Genomic DNA, 17084 nt, shown 5'->3' with positions numbered 1-17084 from the left:
CATCTCGCGGAGCCCGGTCCGAACGGACCGGGCTCCGCGGCGTCACCACGAGCGGTCAGTCGTCGGTGCGGCGGCCCGCGGGGTCGGTCGGGAAGATCAGGCCCCCGCCACCGCCGTTGCCCGGACTCGGGGTCGACGCGCTCGGCGTCGGGCTCGGCGACTGCGTGGGATCCGGGGCCTCAGGAACGCTGACCACGATCTTGATCGTGCTGTTCCGGGTGCGCTTGCTGCCACCCTTCGGATCCTGGCTCAGCACCTTCCCGGCCTCGGCCGCCGGCACCGGGTCGCCGAGTTCGGGATCCACCCTGAAGCCGGCGTTCTGCAACGTTCGGGTCGCCTCCTCCTGGCTGAGGCCGACGACGTTCGGCACCTCGCGCACGTTGCCCCTGGAGACCGTCAGGGTGACCGTGGTGCCCTCCTGCACCTGCTGCCCCTCCTTGGGGGAGACCTTGAGGACGATGCCCTCGGGTTCAGGGCTGTCCACTTCGTCGACCTTGACGGGCAACTTCAATCCCTCAAGCCGGGACTGGGCGCTGTCCAGCTTGCTGCCCTCCAACCCCTCGGGAATGGTCACCTCGGGTTTGCCGCCACAGATGTTGACCGTCACCTGGCTGTTCGGCTCGACCGCGCCGCCCGGCTTCGGGTTCTGGTCGGCGACGGTGCCCTTCTTGCAGGTGGAGTTGAAGACCTGCTCGCCGGCCACCGGCACCAGGCCGGCGCTCTGGATCTGCGCGAAGGCGGCGGCCCGGTCCTGGCCGGCGAGGTCCGGCACCTGCACCCGCTCCGGATCGCGCTTCTGCAACAGCAGGGCCGCCACCAGCGCGATCACCGCCAGCACACCGAGCGCGGCGAACGCCGCGATCGCCCACGAGGAGCGGCGGCGGCGCTGCGGGTCACCGACCCGGGCCGGCACCTGCCGGGTGGGTGGGGCACCGACCACCTGGGTCGGGTACCCGGCGCCGGAGGGCGCCATCTGCGCCGTCTCGTCCTGCGGCATGACCGGGGTGGCCAGCACCGGGCGGCCGGCGGCGGCCCGGAGCAGGTCGGCGCGCATCTCACCGGCGCTCTGGTAGCGGTTCAGCGGGTTCTTCGACAGGGCCTTCAGCACGATCGCGTCGACCGCCGGGTTGACGTCCGGGTTGATGTCGCTCGGCGTCGGCGGGGCCTCCCGCACGTGCTGGTACGCGACGCTGACCGGGCTGTCGCCGACGAACGGCGGATGCCCGCAGAGCAGCTCGAAGAGCACACAACCGGCGGCGTACACGTCGGAGCGGGCGTCGACGGCCTCACCGCGCGCCTGCTCCGGGGAGAGGTACTGGGCGGTGCCGATGACCGCGCTGGTCTGGGTCATCGTGGTGGCGCCGCTGGCCAAGGCCCGGGCGATGCCGAAGTCCATCACCTTGACCTGGCCGGTCTGGGTGAGCATCACGTTGCCCGGCTTGATGTCCCGGTGGATGATGCCGTGCCGGTGGCTGAACTCCAGCGCCGCGCACATGTCGGCGCAGATCTCCAGCGCCCGGCGCGGCTGGAGCCGCCCCTCGACGCCGAGGACCTCCTTCAACGTCCGGCCGTTGACGAACTCCATGACGATGAACGGCAGGGTCTCGCCGGTCGGCGCGGTCTCCTCGCCGGTGTCGTAGACGGCGACGATCGCCGGGTGGTTCAGCGAGGCGGCGTTCTGCGCCTCCCGGCGGAAGCGCATCTGGAAGGTGGCGTCCCGTGCCAGGTCGGCCCGGAGCATCTTGATCGCGACGTCCCGGCCCAGCCGGAGGTCACGTCCGCGATGCACCTCCGCCATGCCGCCGTAGCCGAGCAGCTCGCCGACCTGGTACCTGCCACCGAGCAGGCGGGCCTGGGCTGTCATCGCGTTCGTCGTCCTTCGCTCGTCGTCGTCTCGCCGCCACCCGGTCGGAGCCACACCATTCGACGGTACGACGTCCGGGCCGGATCGTCGCGTCCGTCGGCGCTCAGCGCGCCGGCCGTCACGCTGGACGGGACGGGCGCACTGTAGCCGCTCACCCGCGCCCTGTAGGTAATCACGCCGGAGCAGACCAGAACCAGTACGGCCAGCAGGATGGCGATGGTCACCGCGCCCGACCTGGAACGACGCACCGGTACGGAGGTCCGGACCGGCTGCCGGGCGTACCCGACGGGACGGTCGGGCCGGGTGGCGGCCGGCGGCACCGCCGCGGCGCCACGCGGAGCCATCGGCGACGCGGCCGGGCGCTGCGCCACCGCAGGCGGCTGCGGCTGCCGTGCGGTGGCCATCGGGCGGGCCTGTCCGGCTGCCGCTGGGCGGGGCTGCTGATGCTGGCGGGAGGCGGGCGAAACCTGGGCCCGGGCCACCGGGGCGGCCGGCGAGGCCGGCACGGCGGAGACCTGTGCCCGCGCGGCCGGGCCGGCGGGCGAGGACGGCGCGGCCGAGATCGGGCGGACGGCCCCGCCGTTGCGGGCCTGCTGGGAGAGCGCGGCCTTCGCCTGCCGGGCCACCGAGGCCAGCGCGGCGGCGCTCGGCCAGCGGTGCGCCGGGTCCTTGGCCATCGCCCGCTCGACGATTGCCTTCACCTGGGGTGGAATGTCGCCGGGCAGCGGCCGAGGAGCGTCCCGGACGTGCTGCATGGCGATCTCCAGGGGGTTGTCCCCCTCGAAGGGACGGCGGCCGGCCAGACACTGGTACGCGACGACGCCGAGGGCGTACACGTCGGAGGCGGGAGTGGCCACCGCGCCGGTGGCCTGCTCCGGCGAGATGTACGACGCGGTGCCGAGCACCGAGCCGGCGGCGGTGAGCTGGCCGACGAGGTCGGAGCGGGCGATGCCGAAGTCGGTCAGCACCAGCGTCCCGTTCGGCCGGACGAGCAGGTTGCCCGGCTTCACGTCACGGTGCACGATGCCCTTCTCGTGGGCCGCGTGCAGAGCTTCGGCGGCCTGGGCCACCAGGGCCATGGTCCGTGCCGGGGTGAGCCGACCGTGCCGGCTCAGCGTCGCCGAGAGGGGGTCGCCCTCGACGTACTCCATCACCAGGAAGGCGATCTGCTGGTCGTTGCCGAAGTCGTAGACGTCGACCACGCCGGGGTGGTTGATGGTGGCCATGGTCCGCGCCTCGCCACGGAACCGCTCGGCGAAGCCCGGCTCGTCCAGCAACGCCGGGAGCAGGCTCTTCACCGCCACCGTGCGGCCGAGCACCTGGTCGGTGCCGCGCCAGACGTCACCCATGCCACCGCTGGCGATCCGCTCGTCGAGACGGTATCGGTTGCCGAGCTGCACACCGGGAGAGAGCATGTCAGCGGCTCCCGGAGTCGACGACGGCCGCCTGCATGATCCGGCCGGCGATCCGGGCGGCCTCGGCGCTGCCACCGCTGCCCGCCTCTTCCAGCAGCACGCAGACCGCGGAGACCGGGGTGCCGTTGCGGTCGAGGGCGAACCCGATGAACCAGCCGTGGTCGCGGGTGTCCGGGCCCGACTGGGCGGTGCCGGTCTTGCCGCCGACGGTGTAGCCGTCGAAGTTCGCGCTCCGGCCGGTGCCGTTCTCCACCACGGAGACCATCATGTCCCGCAGGTCCGACGCGACCTGGCTGCTGACCGGCCGGCGCAGCTCGCGGGGGTCGGCGTTGTAGTAGTTGCTGGTGCGGTCCGGGCCGAGGAGCTGCTTGACCAGGTACGGCCGCATCTGCTTGCCGTCGTTGGCGACGGCTGCGGCGATCAGCGCGCCCTGCAACGGGGTCATCTTGACGTCCCGCTGCCCGATCGAGGACTGGGCCAGCGCCGCCGGGTCGGTCTCCCCGCCCGGCGCCTGCATGGCACCCGTCCGGCTGGGCGCCACGGACGATCCGTCAGCGTTGAGTTGGCCGACGGTGAGGTCGTCCTGCTCGAAGCCGAACTGGCGGGCCTTCTCCTTGAGCTTGTCGGCGCCGAGCCGGACGCCGAGCTGCGCGAACCCGGTGTTGCACGACTCGGTGACCGCATCCATCAGGGTGACCTGGGATTCGGGGCAGATCGACGCGGCGGCGTTGCGGATCGGAGTGCCGGAGGTCGGTGGCGTCCAGCTCGCGCCGGCCGGGATCTGGGTCTCCTTGGTGACCCCGTTCTCCAGGGCCGCCGCCGCCACCACGATCTTGAAGGTGGAGCCGGGCGGCAGGGTCTCCGCCAGCGCCCGGTTCGTCAGCGGCCGATCCGGGTCGGCCTCCAGCTTGTTGTACGCGGCACTGGCCGCCCCGGTGTCGTGGCTCGCCAGCGGGTTCGGGTCGAAGCTGGGCATCGAGACCAGCGCCTGCACCGCGCCGGTCCGCGGGTCGATGGCGATCGCCGCGCCCTTCTTCACCCCGTTGCGGTTGTTGCGCAGCTGGTCGTACGCGGTGTCCTGGGCGCGCTTGGAGAGGGTCAGCAGCACATTGCCGCCACCGGTCTCGTCCCCGGTGAGCATGTCCTTGATCCGGCTGGCGATCAGCGCGTCGCTGGTGCCGGCGAGGAAGTCGTTCTCCGTCCGCTCGATGCCGGTGTCGGCGAGGTTGACCGGCTTGTAGCCGAGCACGTGCGCGTACTTCGCCCCGCCGGGGTAGGTGCGCTGGTACTTCAGCTTGCCGTCGGTCTCCTTGCTGGTGGCGAAGGCGGTGCCGCCGGCCTCGATGTTGCCGCGTCGGCGCTCGTACTCGGCCACCTGGACCCGACCGTTGTAGTCGCTGTTGCGGTACTCGTCGGCCTTGTATGCCTGGATCCAGTTGAGGTTCGCGAAGAGCAGGCCGAACAGGACCATGACGACGACGCCGACGCGGCGCAGGGGCGCGTTCACGGGCGGATCACCTCCGTGGGGGCGCCGTGCAGCTGCTCCGGCGGGCCGCCGCCGGGGCGGGCCGCGGGGCCTCGGGCCTGCGTCACCGGGCGGCGCGCGGCGTCGGAGACCCGGAGCAGTACGGCGATGAGCAGCCAGTTCGCCATCAGCGACGAGCCACCGGCGGAGAGGAACGGCGTGGTCTGCCCGGTCAGCGGGATGAGCTTGCTGATCCCGCCGACGATCACGAAGACCTGGAGCCCGAGGGTGAACGCCAGGCCACCGGCCAGCAGCTTGCCGAACGAGTCCCGGACCGCCAGGGCCGCCCGCAGCCCCCGCTCGACGATCAGCAGGTAGATCACCAGTAGCGCGGAGAGGCCGAAGAGCCCGATCTCCTCGCCGATGCCCGCGAAGATGAAGTCGTTCGACACCTCGGGCAGCAGGCCGGGCTGGCCGTCGCCCGGCCCGGCGCCGAACAGGCCCCCGGTACCGAGCGCGAGCAGCCCCTGCACGAGCTGGTAGCCCCGGTCGTGCGGCTCGGCGAACGGGTCCAGCCAGATCTCGGCCCGGTCGTAGAAGTTCGCGAACGGTCCACCGATCGTGCTGCCGAGCACGTAGGCGAGGTAGGCCCCGCCGAAGAAGAGGACCAGACCGATCAGCAACCAACTGACCCGTTCGGTGGCGATGTACAGGGTCACCACGAACATGCCGAAGTACAGCAGCGAGGTGCCCAGGTCCTTCTCGAAGACCAGCACCAGGAGGCTGATCAGCCAGACCACCACCACGGGGCCGAGGTCGCGGCCACGGGGGAAGTCGATGCCGAGGAACCGGCGGCTGGCCAGCGACAGCACCTCGCGCTTGCGGACCAGGTAGTAGGCGAAGAAGACCAGCAGCGCCAGCTTCGCGAACTCACCGGGCTGGATCGAGAAACTGTCGCCGAACTTGATCCACAGCTTGGCGCCGTTCTGTTCGGAGAACCGGCCGGGCAGCACCGCCGGGATCATCACCAGCACGATGCCGGCCAGGCCCAGGGTGTACGCGTACCGGGAGACCGCGCGGTGGTCGCGGATCAGGGCGAGCAGCCCGGCGGCCAGCACCACCGAGGCGAGCGTCCAGGCGAGCTGGCGACCGCCGGTGCCGGCGAAGATGGCCAGGGTCTCCCGTTCGGCCGGGGCCGCCTTGGCCAGGTCGAGCCGGCGCAGGAAGCCCACACCGAGACCGTTGAGCAGCGCCACCGCCGGCAGCAGCACCGGGTCGGCGAACGGCGCGAGGAAGCGGACCACCAGGTGCAGGCCGAGGAAGAGCACGGTCAGCACCGCGGCCGGCATCCAGAAGTCGGGGGTGACGGTGTCGAGCATGTTCGCCTCGACGATCGCCCCGTACGCCGCCACCAGCACCATGGCCAGCAGCAGCAGGGACAGCTCCGAGTTGCGCCGGGACCGGGCCAGGCGTACGCCGGGCTGCTCGCCCGTCGTGGCGGGCGAGGCTGCCGGTGCGGCCGCTGCGGTCACGGATCGGTCCTCGGGCTCTCAGCCGACGTTCACTCGGGCGACCGGCAGCCGGCCGGGTCCGCGGCAGGCGGGGCGGCGTCGGAGGCCGAGGCGTCGGGAGTGGTGGTCGGGGTGACGGTGGCCGGCGGAGTGGGACTGCCGGCCGGTCCCGGGCTGCGGTTCGGTCCGGGGCTCGCCGACGCCCTCGGGGTCGGTGTGCCGGTGGGCTGGGCGACCGGGGAGGCGGTGACCAACATGCCGGGGCTCGGCGGGCAGATCGGCTTGAGGTTGGGATTGGTCGGGTCGTCGTTGGTCAACTCGGCCAGCTGGCGCTGCGCGTCCGGCTCGTTCTTGGCCTGGATACCCTGCTTGACCTGCTCCTGGGCGGCGAGGGTCAGGTCGTCCAGCCGGGCCTGGCTCTTCGAGTGCACCTCGGAGAGGTCGAGGCCGGCGACCTGGCCGGGCACCCCGCGGAAGACCGCCAACTGCCCCTCCTCGGTCGCCCCGACGTAGTACTGCCGTTGGGTGTAGCTCCAGCCGGCGAAGACGCCACCGCCGAGGATGACCAGCAGCGCCAGCAGCATCGCCAGGGTGCGCAACGGCCGGCGACGCGGTCGGTCCGGCTCGTCGTCCTTGGCCGCCGGGTCCTCGTCCTCGGGCACGGGCGGGCGCGGGGCGGAGAGCGCGGAGGCGCGGGCTGCCGGGGTGGACCCGTCGGCGGAGGTGGCCATGCCGCGGTCCCGCGAGGCGGCACCGCCCACGATCGGAGCAGCTTCGACGATGTCCTGGTCGGTGGCGTCCGCGATGATCACCGTGATGTTGTCCGGTCCACCGCCACGCAGCGCGAGCTGCACCAGGCGCTCGACGCACTGCTGCGGGTCGGCGTACTCCCGCATCGTGTCGGCGATGGTGTCCGCGCTGACCACACCGGAGAGGCCGTCGCTGCAGATCAGGTACCGGTCGCCGGGCAGCACCTGGCGGACGCTGTACTCCGGGTCAATGTCCCGGCCGTCGAGGGCGCGGGTGAGCAGCGAACGCTGGGGATGGCTGCTCGCCTCCTCGGAGCTGATCCGCCCCTCGTCCACGAGCATCTGGACGTAGGTGTCGTCCTTGGTGATCTGCGCGAACTCGCCGTTGCGCAGAAGGTAGGCCCGGGAATCACCGATGTGGACCATACCGAGCTTGCTGCCGGAGAAGAGGGTGGCGGTGAGCGTGGTGCCCATCCCCTCCAGCTGCGGGTTGGCGTCCACGGTGTCGCGGAGCTGCTGATTGGCGGTGCCGACGGCCTGGCGCAGCGCGTCGACGAGAGCGTCCCCGGGGACGTCCTCGTCGAGCGGTGCCATGGCGCCGATGACGATGTTGCTGGCGACGTCACCGGCGGCCATGCCGCCCATGCCGTCGGCGACGGCGAGAAGCCGCGGCCCGGCGTAGACGGAGTCCTGGTTTCCGTCACGGATCAGACCGCGGTCGCTGTGGGCCGCGTAGCGCAGGGTCAGAGTCATGGCCGTAATTCGAGGGAAGTGCGGCCGATACGGATCGGCACGCCGAGGGGGACGGGGGTCGGTCCGGTGACCTTAGCGCGATCCAGGTACGTGCCGTTAGTCGATCCGAGGTCCTCGACGAACCACTGGCCGTCGCGGGGCACCAACCGGGCATGCCGGGCGGAGGCGTAGTCGTCCGTGATCACGAGGGTGGAGTCCTCGGCCCGGCCGATGGTGATCTGCGCCTCACCCAGGGTGATCCGGGTGCCGGCGAGCTGCCCGGCGGTGACGACCAACTGGTGCGCGGCTCGGCCCCGCTTCGCCTTCGCCGGCTTCCCCGCCTGCTGTGTCGTGGCGCCGACCCCCCGTGGCGCAGCCACCAGCCGGCCCGACCGAGCTCCTGCGAAGAGGTCACGGCGGATCACGCCGACCACCGTGAACACGAAGACCCACAGCAGGATGAGAAACCCGAACCGGGCGACGGTGATCACGAGCTCCGGCAAGGCGGGTCAGCCGTCCACGCGGAAGGTCAGGGTGGTGGTGCCGAGCTGGATCATGTCGCCGGGGTTGAGGGCGACCGCGGAGACCCGCTGACCGTTGACCATGGTGCCGTTGGTCGACCCGAGGTCGGTCAGCACGACCTGCCCGCCGTCGAAGTCCAGCCGGGCGTGTCGCCGGGAGATTCCGACGTCGGGCAGGCGCAGGTTCGCCTGGTCGCCACGACCGATCACCGTCGAGCCCATCTGCAGCGGGTAGGTGCGGCCGTCGCCGGAAACCAGGCGGATGTTGCGGCCGGCGCCGTGGCCGGGGGGCGGGCCGTAGCCGCCGCCCTGGTCGTACGACGGGTACGCCGGCGGGCCGGCGTCGTAGCCGCCGGGCGCGGAGACCGGTGCCACCTCGCCACCGGTGTAGACCTCGGCGGTGACCCGGAACATGCCGGTGTCCAGCCCCTCGCCGCGCTCGATCTCGACGATCACGTCGCCGTAGACCGTCCAGGCCTGCTCGCCGATGAACTCCGCCTGGGACTGGGCCAACTCCTGGGCCAGCGCGGCGGCGTACGGCGCGAGACGGCTGTGGTCGTAGGGCGAGAGATCGATCACGTAGCGGTTCGGCACCAACGTGCGCCCACCAGCCAGGATGGCCTTGTGCGCCTCGGCCTCCCGCTGCATGGCGTTGAGGATCTCCACGGGGTGGACCACCCCTTTGAAGACCTTGGCGAAGGCCCCTTCGACCAGGCCTTCCAATCGCTTCTCGAAGCGTTGCAGCACGCTCACCGGCTCCTCCTCGGGTCCCGAGGACATGATGGTATCCGTCCGGCGCGCATGCAGCTCGCGCGCCGCTCGGCGGCCTCGTGGCGGCCCGTTCTCCGGTAGCGCCTCGGACGTGCTACTGTTTCGTCCGCCGCGAACGGTGACCGCTCCACGGAGCGTAGCCGATCGGGGCACGACGGAGGGCATGCCGATCTCCGGCCCCGCTCACAACAGCGGGCTCGGCACCGGCTACAGTGTTCGAGGTCAAAGCCACGGGGAAGTGGCGGAATGGCAGACGCGCACGGTTCAGGTCCGTGTGCCCGAAAGGGCGTGGGGGTTCAACTCCCCCCTTCCCCACCAGATCGATAAGGGCTCCGCGAGTGCGGGGCCCTTGTTGTGTGTCGGGAGCCGAGCGGACGTATCGGGGCGTGCCGGACGTCACGCTATGCTCCGGTGGTTTCCCAGCCTCCTACTGAGGAGTGGCGTGTGAGTGTCGCGTTGGTGACCGGGTCGGGCGGTCTGATCGGTTCCGAGGCGGTCCGGCACTTCGCCGGTCTCGGCCTGGACGTGGTCGGCATCGACAACGACATGCGGCAGGAGTTCTTCGGCGCCGAGGCGTCGACCGCGTGGAACGTCCGGCGACTGACCGACGAGCTGGGGTCGGCGTACGCGCACCACAGCATCGACATCCGCGACCGGGACGCGCTGGCGACGCTCTTCGCCCGGTACGGCCGGGACATCGCCGTGGTGATCCACACCGCCGCGCAGCCGTCGCACGACTGGGCGGTCCGCGATCCGTTCACCGACTTCGACGTCAACGCCGGCGGCACCCTCAACATCCTGCAGAACGTGCGGGAACACTGCGTCGAGGCGCCGGTGATCCACTGCTCGACGAACAAGGTCTACGGCGACCGGCCGAACAGCCTGCCCTTCGTGGAGTTGGAGACCCGCTGGGAGATCGAACCGGGGCACCCGTACGAGCAGGGCATCCGGGAGGACATGTCGATCGACTCCTGCCTGCACTCGATCTTCGGCGCCTCGAAGGTCGCCGCGGACGTGATGGTGCAGGAGTACGGCCGCTACTTCGACATGCGCACCGCCTGCTTCCGGGGCGGCACGCTGACCGGTCCCGCGCACTCCGCCACCGAGCTGCACGGCTTCCTCGGGTACGTCGTGCGGGCCAACATGGAGCGCCGCACGTACAAGATCTACGGCTGGCAGGGCAAGCAGGTCCGGGACGCCATCCACAGCTCGGACGTGGTCTCGGCCTTCGAGGCGTTCTTCCGTGCCCCCCGCTCGGCAGCGGTCTACAACCTCGGCGGCGGCCGGCACTCCAACACCTCCATGCGGGAGGCCATCATCCTGGCCGAGCAGATCACCGGCCACGAGATGATCACCGAGTACGTCGAGGCGAACCGGGTCGGCGACCACAAGTGGTGGATCGGCTCGAACGAGGCGTTCCAGGCCGACTACCCGGACTGGAAGCAGGTCTACGACGTACCGATGATCATGCGGGAGATCTACGAGGCCAACGTCGACAAGTGGGTGCCACAGGCATGAGCGGACAGGGCAAGCGGAACGTCCTCGGCGTCCTTGTCGACGCCACCGACTACGCCTCGGCGACCGAGCAGGTGGTCGCGGCGGCCCGGGAACGCCGGCCGCTGGCGCTGACCGCGCTGGCCGTGCACGGGGTGATGACCGGGGTGCTCGACCCGGCGCACAACGCCCGGCTGAACTCCTTCGACGTGGTCACCCCGGACGGGCAGCCGGTGCGCTGGGCGCTCAACCTGCTGCACCACGCCGGGCTCACCGACCGGGTCTACGGCCCGCTGCTCACCCTGCACGTCCTCAACCGCTTCGCCGAGGAGGGCCTGCCGGTCTACCTCTACGGCTCCACCGAGGAGACGCTGGCCCGGCTCATCCCGGCGCTGGAGCGGAAGTTCCCCGGCCTCAAGATCGCCGGAGTGGAGCCGTCGAAGTTCCGCGCGGTCCAGCCGGGTGAGGACGTCGAGATCGCCGACCGGATCAGGGCCAGCGGCGCGCGGCTCGTTCTGGTCGGGCTCGGCTGTCCGCGCCAGGAGGTCTTCACGTACGCCATGCGACCGCTGCTCGACATGCCGCTGATGGCGGTCGGCGCGGCCTTCGACTACCACGCCGGCCTGCTGAAGCAGCCGCCGGCCTGGATGCAGCGGGCCGGGTTGGAGTGGTTCTGGCGGCTGGGTCTGGAGCCGAAGCGGCTCTGGCGCCGGTATGTCATCCTCAACCCCGCCTACCTGGCCCGGCTCGCCGCGCAGAAGAGCGGCCTGTGGAAGGCCCGGCCGCCGGCCCCGGCCACCGAGCGCCCGTCGACCTTCGCGGTCTGATCCGGTACCCATACCGAGGCCCCCTCCGCCCACCGGCGGAAGGGGCCTCGTCGTACCCGGGTGTCAGAGCGTCAGCGTCCAGGTGTTGATGTGGCCGGTGTCGCCGGAGTAGACGTCACGCACCTGGAGGCGCCAGGTGCCGTCCGCCGCCTCACCGGACAGGTTCACGGTGTACGTGGTGTTGATGTTGTCGGCGCCGTCGAAGATGCTGCTGTTCTTCAGCCGGTACGCCGAGCCGTCCGGGGCGATCAGGTCGATGACCAGGTCGCCGCGGTAGGTGTGGACGATGTCCACCGCGACCGCGGAGGTCGCCGACGCGTTGCGGGCGCACCCGGCGATCACGATCGCGCTGGAGACCGCCGAGCCGCCGTCCGGGATCGCCACGTCCGTGCCGTTGCTGCCCGTGCAGCCGGTGCTGGTGCCGGTGACGGTCAACGAGTACGTCGCGGTCCGGGTGCCGGAGGCGGCGGTGCCGGCCACGGTCACCGGGTACGTGCCGGCCGGCGTGCTCGCCGAGGTGGAGATGGTGAGCGTCGACGACCCGCCCGAGGTGACCGTGGCCGGGCTGAACGAGGCGGTCGCACCGGCGGGCAGCCCGCTGGCCGACAGGCTCACCGACTGGGCGGCGCCGTTGGTGGTGGCGGTCGCCACGGTGGCGGTGACCGAACCGCCCGGCGCGGTCGAGCCGGAGGTCGGCGACACCGAGACCGAGAAGTCGTTGGTCGGCGGCGGGGTGTCGCCGTTCACCACGTAGAGCAGCCGGTTCGGGGTACCGGTGCCAACGTTCGTGACCACGTTCGGGGTGGCGTTGTTGACCAGGTAGTCCCGGACCTGCTGCGGGGTCCACGACGGGTTGGCCGAGAGCACCAGTGCCGCGCCCCCGGCGACGTGCGGTGACGCCATCGAGGTGCCGCTGATCGTGTTCGTCGCCGTGTCGTTGGTGTGCCAGGAGGACGTGATGTTCACGCCCGGTGCCAGGATGTCCACGCAGGTGCCGAAGTTGGAGAAGCTCCCGGCGGCGTCGTTGTTCTGGGTGGCGCCGACGGTGATGGCCGGCGCGGCCCGGGCCGGGGAGTAGTTGCAGGCGTCCTGCCGGACGCCCACGGCGTTGCCGTTGCCCGCGGCGACGGCGTACGTGATGCCGGAATTGATCGAGTTGATCACCGCGTTGTCGGTGGCCGTGCTCGCCCCACCGCCCAGGCTCATGTTGGCGACGGCGGGCTTGGCCGCGTTCGCGGTGACCCAGTCGATGCCGGCGATGACCCCGGCGTTGGTGCCGCTGCCCTGGCAGTTGAGCACCTTGACGGCCACCAGCCGGGTCGCCTTGGCGACGCCGTACGCCGCGCCGCCGACGGTGCCGGCGACGTGCGTGCCGTGACCGTTGCAGTCGGTGTTGTTGCTGTCGGCGGTGTTGGTGCCCCAGGTCGCCCGGCCGCCGAAGTCCGAGTGCGTCGTCCGGATGCCGGTGTCGATGATGTACGACGTCACGTTGCTCGCCGTGTTCGGGTACGTGTACGAGCTGTTCAGCGGCAGGTTCCGCTGGTCGATCCGGTCCAGGCCCCAGGACGGCGGGTTGGTCTGCGTACCAGCGATCGAGACGGTGTGGTTCTGCTCGACGTACGCCACGCTGGGGTCGGCGGCGAGACGGGCGGCGGCCCGCGCGTCCATCCGTACCTCGAAGCCGCGCAGCGCAGCGGCGTAGGTGCGGGCGACGCTGCCGCCGTGCCGACCGGCCAGTTTCCGCGCGGTGTCGCCGACCCGGCTGCGGGCGACGGCGCTGTCCTTCAGGACGACAATGTAGCTGTCCACCACGGCGGTGGGGCCACCCGCGGCGCGGATCGCCCCGACCGGCTCGGCCGCCGCCGCCGGTGCGGCGGCCGCGGCCATCGCCAGAGCGGCCACCCCGACGAACACGGATCTGTGTACGAGAGACATCCTCTACCTCCTTCGACCGGTCACCCACGGTCGCCCGCCACGGTCGGGCGGATCAATGAATGCCGATGCCTAGAGGGTGGCGGCTGGAAGAGCGTCCGCCCAGATGCCGATTGGTCCATAACACCGACGGGATGGATCCCCTACGGGACGCCGGTCCGGGTCCGACCGGGGGCCTCCCCGGATTCGCCGACGTCGAAGAAGGGAAAGGCTGTCTGGTATGGAGAGTCAGCTCGTCGTCCTGGCCCCGATCGCCGTGGTGTGGCTGGCCGCCGGAATAGTGGCGGACGGACTGCCCCGGCTGGATCGCGCGCGGGCGCTGCGTCGGCGTACCGGATGGCTGCTCGCCCTGACCCTGACCGGCCTCGGCGCGACCGCGGCGGTGCTCCTGACCGGCCTGGCGAGCACCGGCGACACCCTCGCCGACCGGGCCGCGGCGGGCGTGACGTTGGCGGCCGTACCCGGGATCGTGGTAGCGGTCTGCGCGGTACGCCGCGCTGGTCGGCTGCGCCGCGGCGCGCAGGCCCTGGCAACCGCCCCCGACACCCCCGCGCCGTACGGCCTGCGGGCGACCGCGGCGCACCCGCTGATCGTTCTGCCGGTGCAGGTGACGGCCCTGGCCACGGTGCCGCCGCTGCTGGCGACCGTCGGGGTCGATCTCACCGCCGGCCCGGGCAGGACCGGCCCGGCCATCACGGTCGGCGCACTGGTGGTCATCGCGATCGGGGTACGCCACGCGCTCCGGCACAACCGGCTCGCCGAGCGGGCATTGCCGCCGGCCCTGACGTTGGCGACGGCGCCGGGGTCAGCGCGACCGGCTGGAGCCCTGCACGTATAGCAGTTCGAGGATCGCCCGGGTCGCCTCGAACCAGCGGTCCAGCCAGCCCGGTGGCGGGACGCTGCCCCTGGGCGGCAACTCCAACAGCAGGCCGCGCAGCAGCGGGTGGTCGACCAGCGAGTCGCTGGTGCCGATCGGCCAGCCGGCGGGCGGGAACGACGGCTCGGTGAGCGGGTTCGGGTCGAGCGAGGGCAACGACAGCGGCCCGACCGGTTCGGACGCGGCGGGGCCGGAATCCCGCCCGCCGATCTCGGGGTCGGAGGACACGACCTCCGTCAGCACGGTGTCCCGGCGCGCGCCGCGGTACTTGCCGCCGAATCGCTCGGTCTTCCCGGGGCCGTTGGTGAGGTTGTCTGAACCGATCGTCGTCATCCGTCTCGCCTGCCTCGCTCGGTTGCCGATCCCTGGTGCGGTCGACCAGCGCCGTACGAGGGGTTCAACGAGACGGGACGGATGTGGCGACGGGCCGGCCGGGAGATCCCGGCCGGCCCGTCTCAACGCCACGCTGCGTTGGTCAGTGTGTGATGAACGCGCCGCTCCGCGCGCCGGCGACGAAGGCGTGCCAGTCGCCCGGAGCGAAGACCAGGGCCGGGCCCGTCTTGTCCTTCGAGTCCCGAACCCCGACCGCCCCCGTCACGTACGCCACCTCGACGCAGTTGTCGCAGTTCGGCCCGCTCTTCGAGCTCTTGAACCACGTCGCCTGTGTCAGGTCCACGGGGTACTCCTTGGTCGCCATTTCCACAGCGGCTCCTCTGCCAGTTTTGCGATGTGAGCTATGGATTCTTCCGGGCGAATGGCCGCTGCCCGAATGTGATCGAAGATGAAGCTGTACTTCTGAAGTTCGTCGCTCTTCTCCAGGAAGAGCCCACCCGTGGCGTTCTCCGCGTACACGACATCGGGATCACCTGATTCTGGGAAGCTGAGAATGGTGAACGTGCCGTCCATGCCGGCATGCGCGCCCACCTCGAAGGGCAGGACCTGCATCGTCACGTTCGGCAGTTCGGCCACCTCCACCAGCCGTCTGAGTTGACCACGCATCACCTCGTCGCCACCCACCGGCCGACTCAGCACCGCCTCGTCGAGCACCACCCACAGATCGACCGGATCGTCCTGGGTCAACAACGACTGACGCCCCAGACGGACACGCACCCGTTGTTGCACCTGGTCGGCGGTGAAGTCCGGGCGGGCCGCCCGGATCATCGCGCTGGCGTACTCCTCGGTCTCCAGCAGGCCCGGCACCACCTGTTGCTCGTACGCCCTGATCGAGCTGGCTGCCGCCTCCAGCCCGACGTACGCCCCGACCAGCACCGTGCTGTACGGGTGCCACCACCCCTTCTGGCGGGCCTCCCGGGCGATCTGTACAAGTTCGTCGCTCTCCGCGCCGACCACGCCGTAGATCCGCAGCATGTCCCGCACGTCGCGGGGCGTGGCGGAGGTGTGGCCGGTCTCGATCCGGGAGATCTTCGAGGCGGAGCATTCGAGCTGCTCGGCGACGGCCTCGATGGTGATCCCGGCGCTCTCGCGCTGCCGGCGCAGTTCCGCGCCCAGCCGCCGTCGCCGGATCGTGGGGCTGCGCCGCTCGCTCACCGCGCAGCTCCGCGGGTCGCGGGACGGGAACCCTGCTTCCTCGCGCTCACCCGGTTACCTCCGGTCGCTCGCGCCTGCGTCGACACCCGCCGAGGGCGCGACCGGATGGCGGGCGATCGTTCGCGGCAGGGGGTGGTGCCGGTCGTCGACCGGCCGCGTCGGGCGAAACCGGCGTCCAGTCTGCCGCTCCGGGGTCGACGTCTTCAAGCGCCTTGTTCACGTGCCACGCTCACCTATCGGCAAAAGTCGACGTGCAACTTGCATGTCGCACGGCCCTGATGCACTCTGTCCGTATGGCTCGGGTCACTCACCGTTTCCGGACGATCTCCCGCCGTGGCGAACCCACCGGCGGCGAGACGGTCGGGCGGCCCACGCCGATCGCCACGGAACCTGCCCCGGGGTAGGCATCCGCCGCCGTACGCCTTCGTGGGCTGCGGCGACGGGCACGACGCCCGGGAGCAACCGGGTGCTGGTCGGGTGGCGATCCGCCACCAGCAGAGCACGGCCCGACCAGCACCAGCTTTCACCGGCCCACCGGGCACCACCCGGTCATGGGCCCGCACCAACCCTCCCTCTGATCGATTCGGTCGGCGCGCCGACGCCGGCCATTCCTCCCCAGGAGCCCATGTGCTTCCCCGCTCCGGTGACGTACTGCACGTGACTCGCGCGGCGAGTGTCCAGTTCATCCGGCCCATCAGGTTCCGGGTCATCCGGGTACTCGACTGGCCGACCTACGACGGTTGGCTCTGGCTCGACGGCTACGAGTTGAACGCGGCGGGGGACGCGGTCAGCCGGCGGTCGATCTTCGTCCAGCAGGCCGGCCTGCGGACCCTCCAGGCGGCGCCCGCGCCGCGACCGGCACCCACCGTACGGCCCCGGCGGCCACTCAACCGTGCGCCGGTCGCGGTGGGCTGAGCTCCGCCGGTTATCCCACCGGGAGGCGTGCCGTCGCCATAGACTCGGTACGCCCACCCCGGCGAGAGTCACCACCCCGCGCGTCCCGGACCCTGAACCTGGGATGGCCATGCTCGAGATGCCCGCCGCGCGGCGGAACCACAGATCCCGTACCGGTTACACCTTCGCTCTGTTGGCGCTGGCCGGTGCCGCCCTCACGCTCGTCGTGCTGGTGCGGTACCCGGCCGAGTCGGCGACCCGGCTGACCGAACCGGTCCCGGCGCCCGAGATCACCGTCGTCGAGGACCCGCCCGACGGCGAGCGCCTCGGCATCGCGGACGACCCGGTTGCCTCCGACAACGGTCACCACGACGTCCCGGCCCATGTCCCACCCGATGGCATCCGGCCCGGAGCCGACGCCGGACCGGGTGTCGTCGGTGGTCCGGCCGCCGGTACGTCCCGAACCAGCGGCATCGAGCCGGGC

Annotated in this window: 16 protein-coding genes and 1 tRNA gene; 6 read left to right on the top strand and 11 right to left on the bottom strand. The window is 71.4% G+C overall.

All coding sequences use genetic code 11. The features are described 5' to 3' along the window. Nucleotides 1-55: 55 nt before the first annotated feature. From pknB to E1166_RS14175, 7 genes are all read right to left on the bottom strand, one after another. Entirely contained in the window at nt 56-1864 is a 1809-nt protein-coding gene (gene pknB / locus E1166_RS14205; protein ID WP_132339155.1) for a Stk1 family PASTA domain-containing Ser/Thr kinase, read from the bottom strand. Next, nucleotides 1861-3279, bottom strand: coding sequence for a serine/threonine-protein kinase (locus tag E1166_RS14200; RefSeq protein WP_132339153.1), 1419 nt, complete (start codon nt 3277-3279; stop codon nt 1861-1863). The genes pknB and E1166_RS14200 overlap by 4 nt, the downstream gene beginning before the upstream one ends. A gap of 1 nt (nt 3280) precedes the next feature. Then, nucleotides 3281-4786 carry a penicillin-binding transpeptidase domain-containing protein gene (locus E1166_RS14195; RefSeq protein ID WP_132339151.1) on the bottom strand — a complete coding sequence of 502 codons (1506 nt, stop codon included), beginning with the start codon at nt 4784-4786 and terminating at the stop codon, nt 3281-3283. Further along, nucleotides 4783-6165 (bottom strand): FtsW/RodA/SpoVE family cell cycle protein, encoded by a 1383-nt coding sequence (locus E1166_RS14190; RefSeq protein ID WP_207914237.1) that lies wholly within the window; start codon nt 6163-6165, stop codon nt 4783-4785. The genes E1166_RS14195 and E1166_RS14190 overlap by 4 nt, the downstream gene beginning before the upstream one ends. Nucleotides 6166-6305: 140 nt before the next feature. Next, nucleotides 6306-7757, bottom strand: coding sequence for a PP2C family serine/threonine-protein phosphatase (locus E1166_RS14185; RefSeq protein WP_132339147.1), 1452 nt, complete (start codon nt 7755-7757; stop codon nt 6306-6308). After that, nucleotides 7754-8239 carry an FHA domain-containing protein gene (locus E1166_RS14180; RefSeq protein ID WP_132261651.1) on the bottom strand — a complete coding sequence of 162 codons (486 nt, stop codon included), beginning with the start codon at nt 8237-8239 and terminating at the stop codon, nt 7754-7756. Before E1166_RS14180 ends, E1166_RS14185 begins: the two co-directional genes overlap by 4 nt. A gap of 6 nt (nt 8240-8245) precedes the next feature. Further along, complete coding sequence (locus E1166_RS14175) at nt 8246-9037, bottom strand: DUF3662 and FHA domain-containing protein (protein WP_132261649.1); 792 nt, start codon at nt 9035-9037, stop codon at nt 8246-8248. Nucleotides 9038-9260: 223 nt separating this feature from the next. On the opposite strand from E1166_RS14175, the gene E1166_RS14170 reads away from it, so the two are divergent. From E1166_RS14170 to E1166_RS14160, 3 genes are all read left to right on the top strand, one after another. After that, a tRNA-Leu gene (locus tag E1166_RS14170) sits at nt 9261-9346 on the top strand. A 126-nt stretch (nt 9347-9472) separates the two neighbouring features. After that, entirely contained in the window at nt 9473-10546 is a 1074-nt protein-coding gene (locus E1166_RS14165) for an NAD-dependent epimerase/dehydratase family protein (RefSeq protein ID WP_132339145.1), read from the top strand. Beyond that, a complete protein-coding gene (locus E1166_RS14160; RefSeq protein WP_132339143.1) occupies nt 10543-11349 on the top strand; it encodes a WecB/TagA/CpsF family glycosyltransferase in 807 nt (268 codons plus the stop codon). Before E1166_RS14165 ends, E1166_RS14160 begins: the two co-directional genes overlap by 4 nt. A 63-nt stretch (nt 11350-11412) precedes the next feature. On the opposite strand, the gene E1166_RS14155 is transcribed toward E1166_RS14160, so the two are convergent. After that, complete coding sequence (locus E1166_RS14155; protein ID WP_132339141.1) at nt 11413-13284, bottom strand: S8 family serine peptidase; 1872 nt, start codon at nt 13282-13284, stop codon at nt 11413-11415. Nucleotides 13285-13501: 217 nt separating this feature from the next. Here E1166_RS14155 and E1166_RS14150 point away from each other — a divergent pair, with 217 nt between their 5' ends. Continuing rightward, nucleotides 13502-14119, top strand: a complete 618-nt coding sequence (locus E1166_RS14150) for a hypothetical protein (protein WP_132339139.1) — start codon at nt 13502-13504, stop codon at nt 14117-14119. On the opposite strand, the gene E1166_RS14145 is transcribed toward E1166_RS14150, so the two are convergent. The 3 genes from E1166_RS14145 to E1166_RS14135 all read right to left on the bottom strand — a co-directional run bounded on the left by E1166_RS14145 (nt 14087) and on the right by E1166_RS14135 (nt 15706). Beyond that, a complete protein-coding gene (locus E1166_RS14145; protein WP_132339137.1) occupies nt 14087-14491 on the bottom strand; it encodes a hypothetical protein in 405 nt (134 codons plus the stop codon). The genes E1166_RS14150 and E1166_RS14145 overlap by 33 nt on opposite strands. A gap of 142 nt (nt 14492-14633) precedes the next feature. Continuing rightward, on the bottom strand, nt 14634-14855 hold the full coding sequence (locus E1166_RS14140) for a DUF397 domain-containing protein (protein WP_132339135.1): 222 nt from the start codon (nt 14853-14855) through the stop codon (nt 14634-14636). Next, entirely contained in the window at nt 14825-15706 is an 882-nt protein-coding gene (locus E1166_RS14135; protein WP_132261632.1) for a helix-turn-helix transcriptional regulator, read from the bottom strand. The genes E1166_RS14140 and E1166_RS14135 overlap by 31 nt, the downstream gene beginning before the upstream one ends. A 627-nt stretch (nt 15707-16333) precedes the next feature. Here E1166_RS14135 and E1166_RS14130 point away from each other — a divergent pair. Together E1166_RS14130 and E1166_RS14125 are read left to right on the top strand one after the other, a co-directional pair. After that, the gene (locus E1166_RS14130) at nt 16334-16621 is read left to right on the top strand and encodes a hypothetical protein (protein WP_132261630.1); all 288 of its coding nucleotides are present in this window, start codon (nt 16334-16336) and stop codon (nt 16619-16621) included. A gap of 103 nt (nt 16622-16724) precedes the next feature. Further along, on the top strand, nt 16725-17084 hold a 360-nt coding region (locus E1166_RS14125; RefSeq protein ID WP_132339133.1), incomplete at its 3' end, for a hypothetical protein.

This window comes from Micromonospora sp. KC213 (genome assembly GCF_004348325.1).
Taxonomy (GTDB): Bacteria; Actinomycetota; Actinomycetes; order Mycobacteriales; family Micromonosporaceae; genus Micromonospora.
This window is presented reverse-complemented; position numbering and strand designations above follow the sequence as displayed.

Excerpts from the sequence above, each read along its gene's own strand:
- E1166_RS14175 (WP_132261649.1), bottom strand. The coding sequence starts at position 9,037 with ATGTCCTCGGGACCCGAGGAGGAGCCGGTGAGCGTGCTGCAACGCTTC.
- E1166_RS14155 (WP_132339141.1), bottom strand. The coding sequence starts at position 13,284 with ATGTCTCTCGTACACAGATCCGTGTTCGTCGGGGTGGCCGCTCTGGCG.
- E1166_RS14140 (WP_132339135.1), bottom strand. The coding sequence starts at position 14,855 with ATGGCGACCAAGGAGTACCCCGTGGACCTGACACAGGCGACGTGGTTC.
- E1166_RS14145 (WP_132339137.1), bottom strand. The coding sequence starts at position 14,491 with ATGACGACGATCGGTTCAGACAACCTCACCAACGGCCCCGGGAAGACC.
- E1166_RS14200 (WP_132339153.1), bottom strand. The coding sequence starts at position 3,279 with ATGCTCTCTCCCGGTGTGCAGCTCGGCAACCGATACCGTCTCGACGAG.
- E1166_RS14150 (WP_132339139.1), top strand. The coding sequence starts at position 13,502 with ATGGAGAGTCAGCTCGTCGTCCTGGCCCCGATCGCCGTGGTGTGGCTG.
- E1166_RS14160 (WP_132339143.1), top strand. The coding sequence starts at position 10,543 with ATGAGCGGACAGGGCAAGCGGAACGTCCTCGGCGTCCTTGTCGACGCC.
- E1166_RS14185 (WP_132339147.1), bottom strand. The coding sequence starts at position 7,757 with ATGACTCTGACCCTGCGCTACGCGGCCCACAGCGACCGCGGTCTGATC.
- E1166_RS14190 (WP_207914237.1), bottom strand. The coding sequence starts at position 6,165 with ATGGTGCTGGTGGCGGCGTACGGGGCGATCGTCGAGGCGAACATGCTC.
- pknB (WP_132339155.1), bottom strand. The coding sequence starts at position 1,864 with ATGACAGCCCAGGCCCGCCTGCTCGGTGGCAGGTACCAGGTCGGCGAG.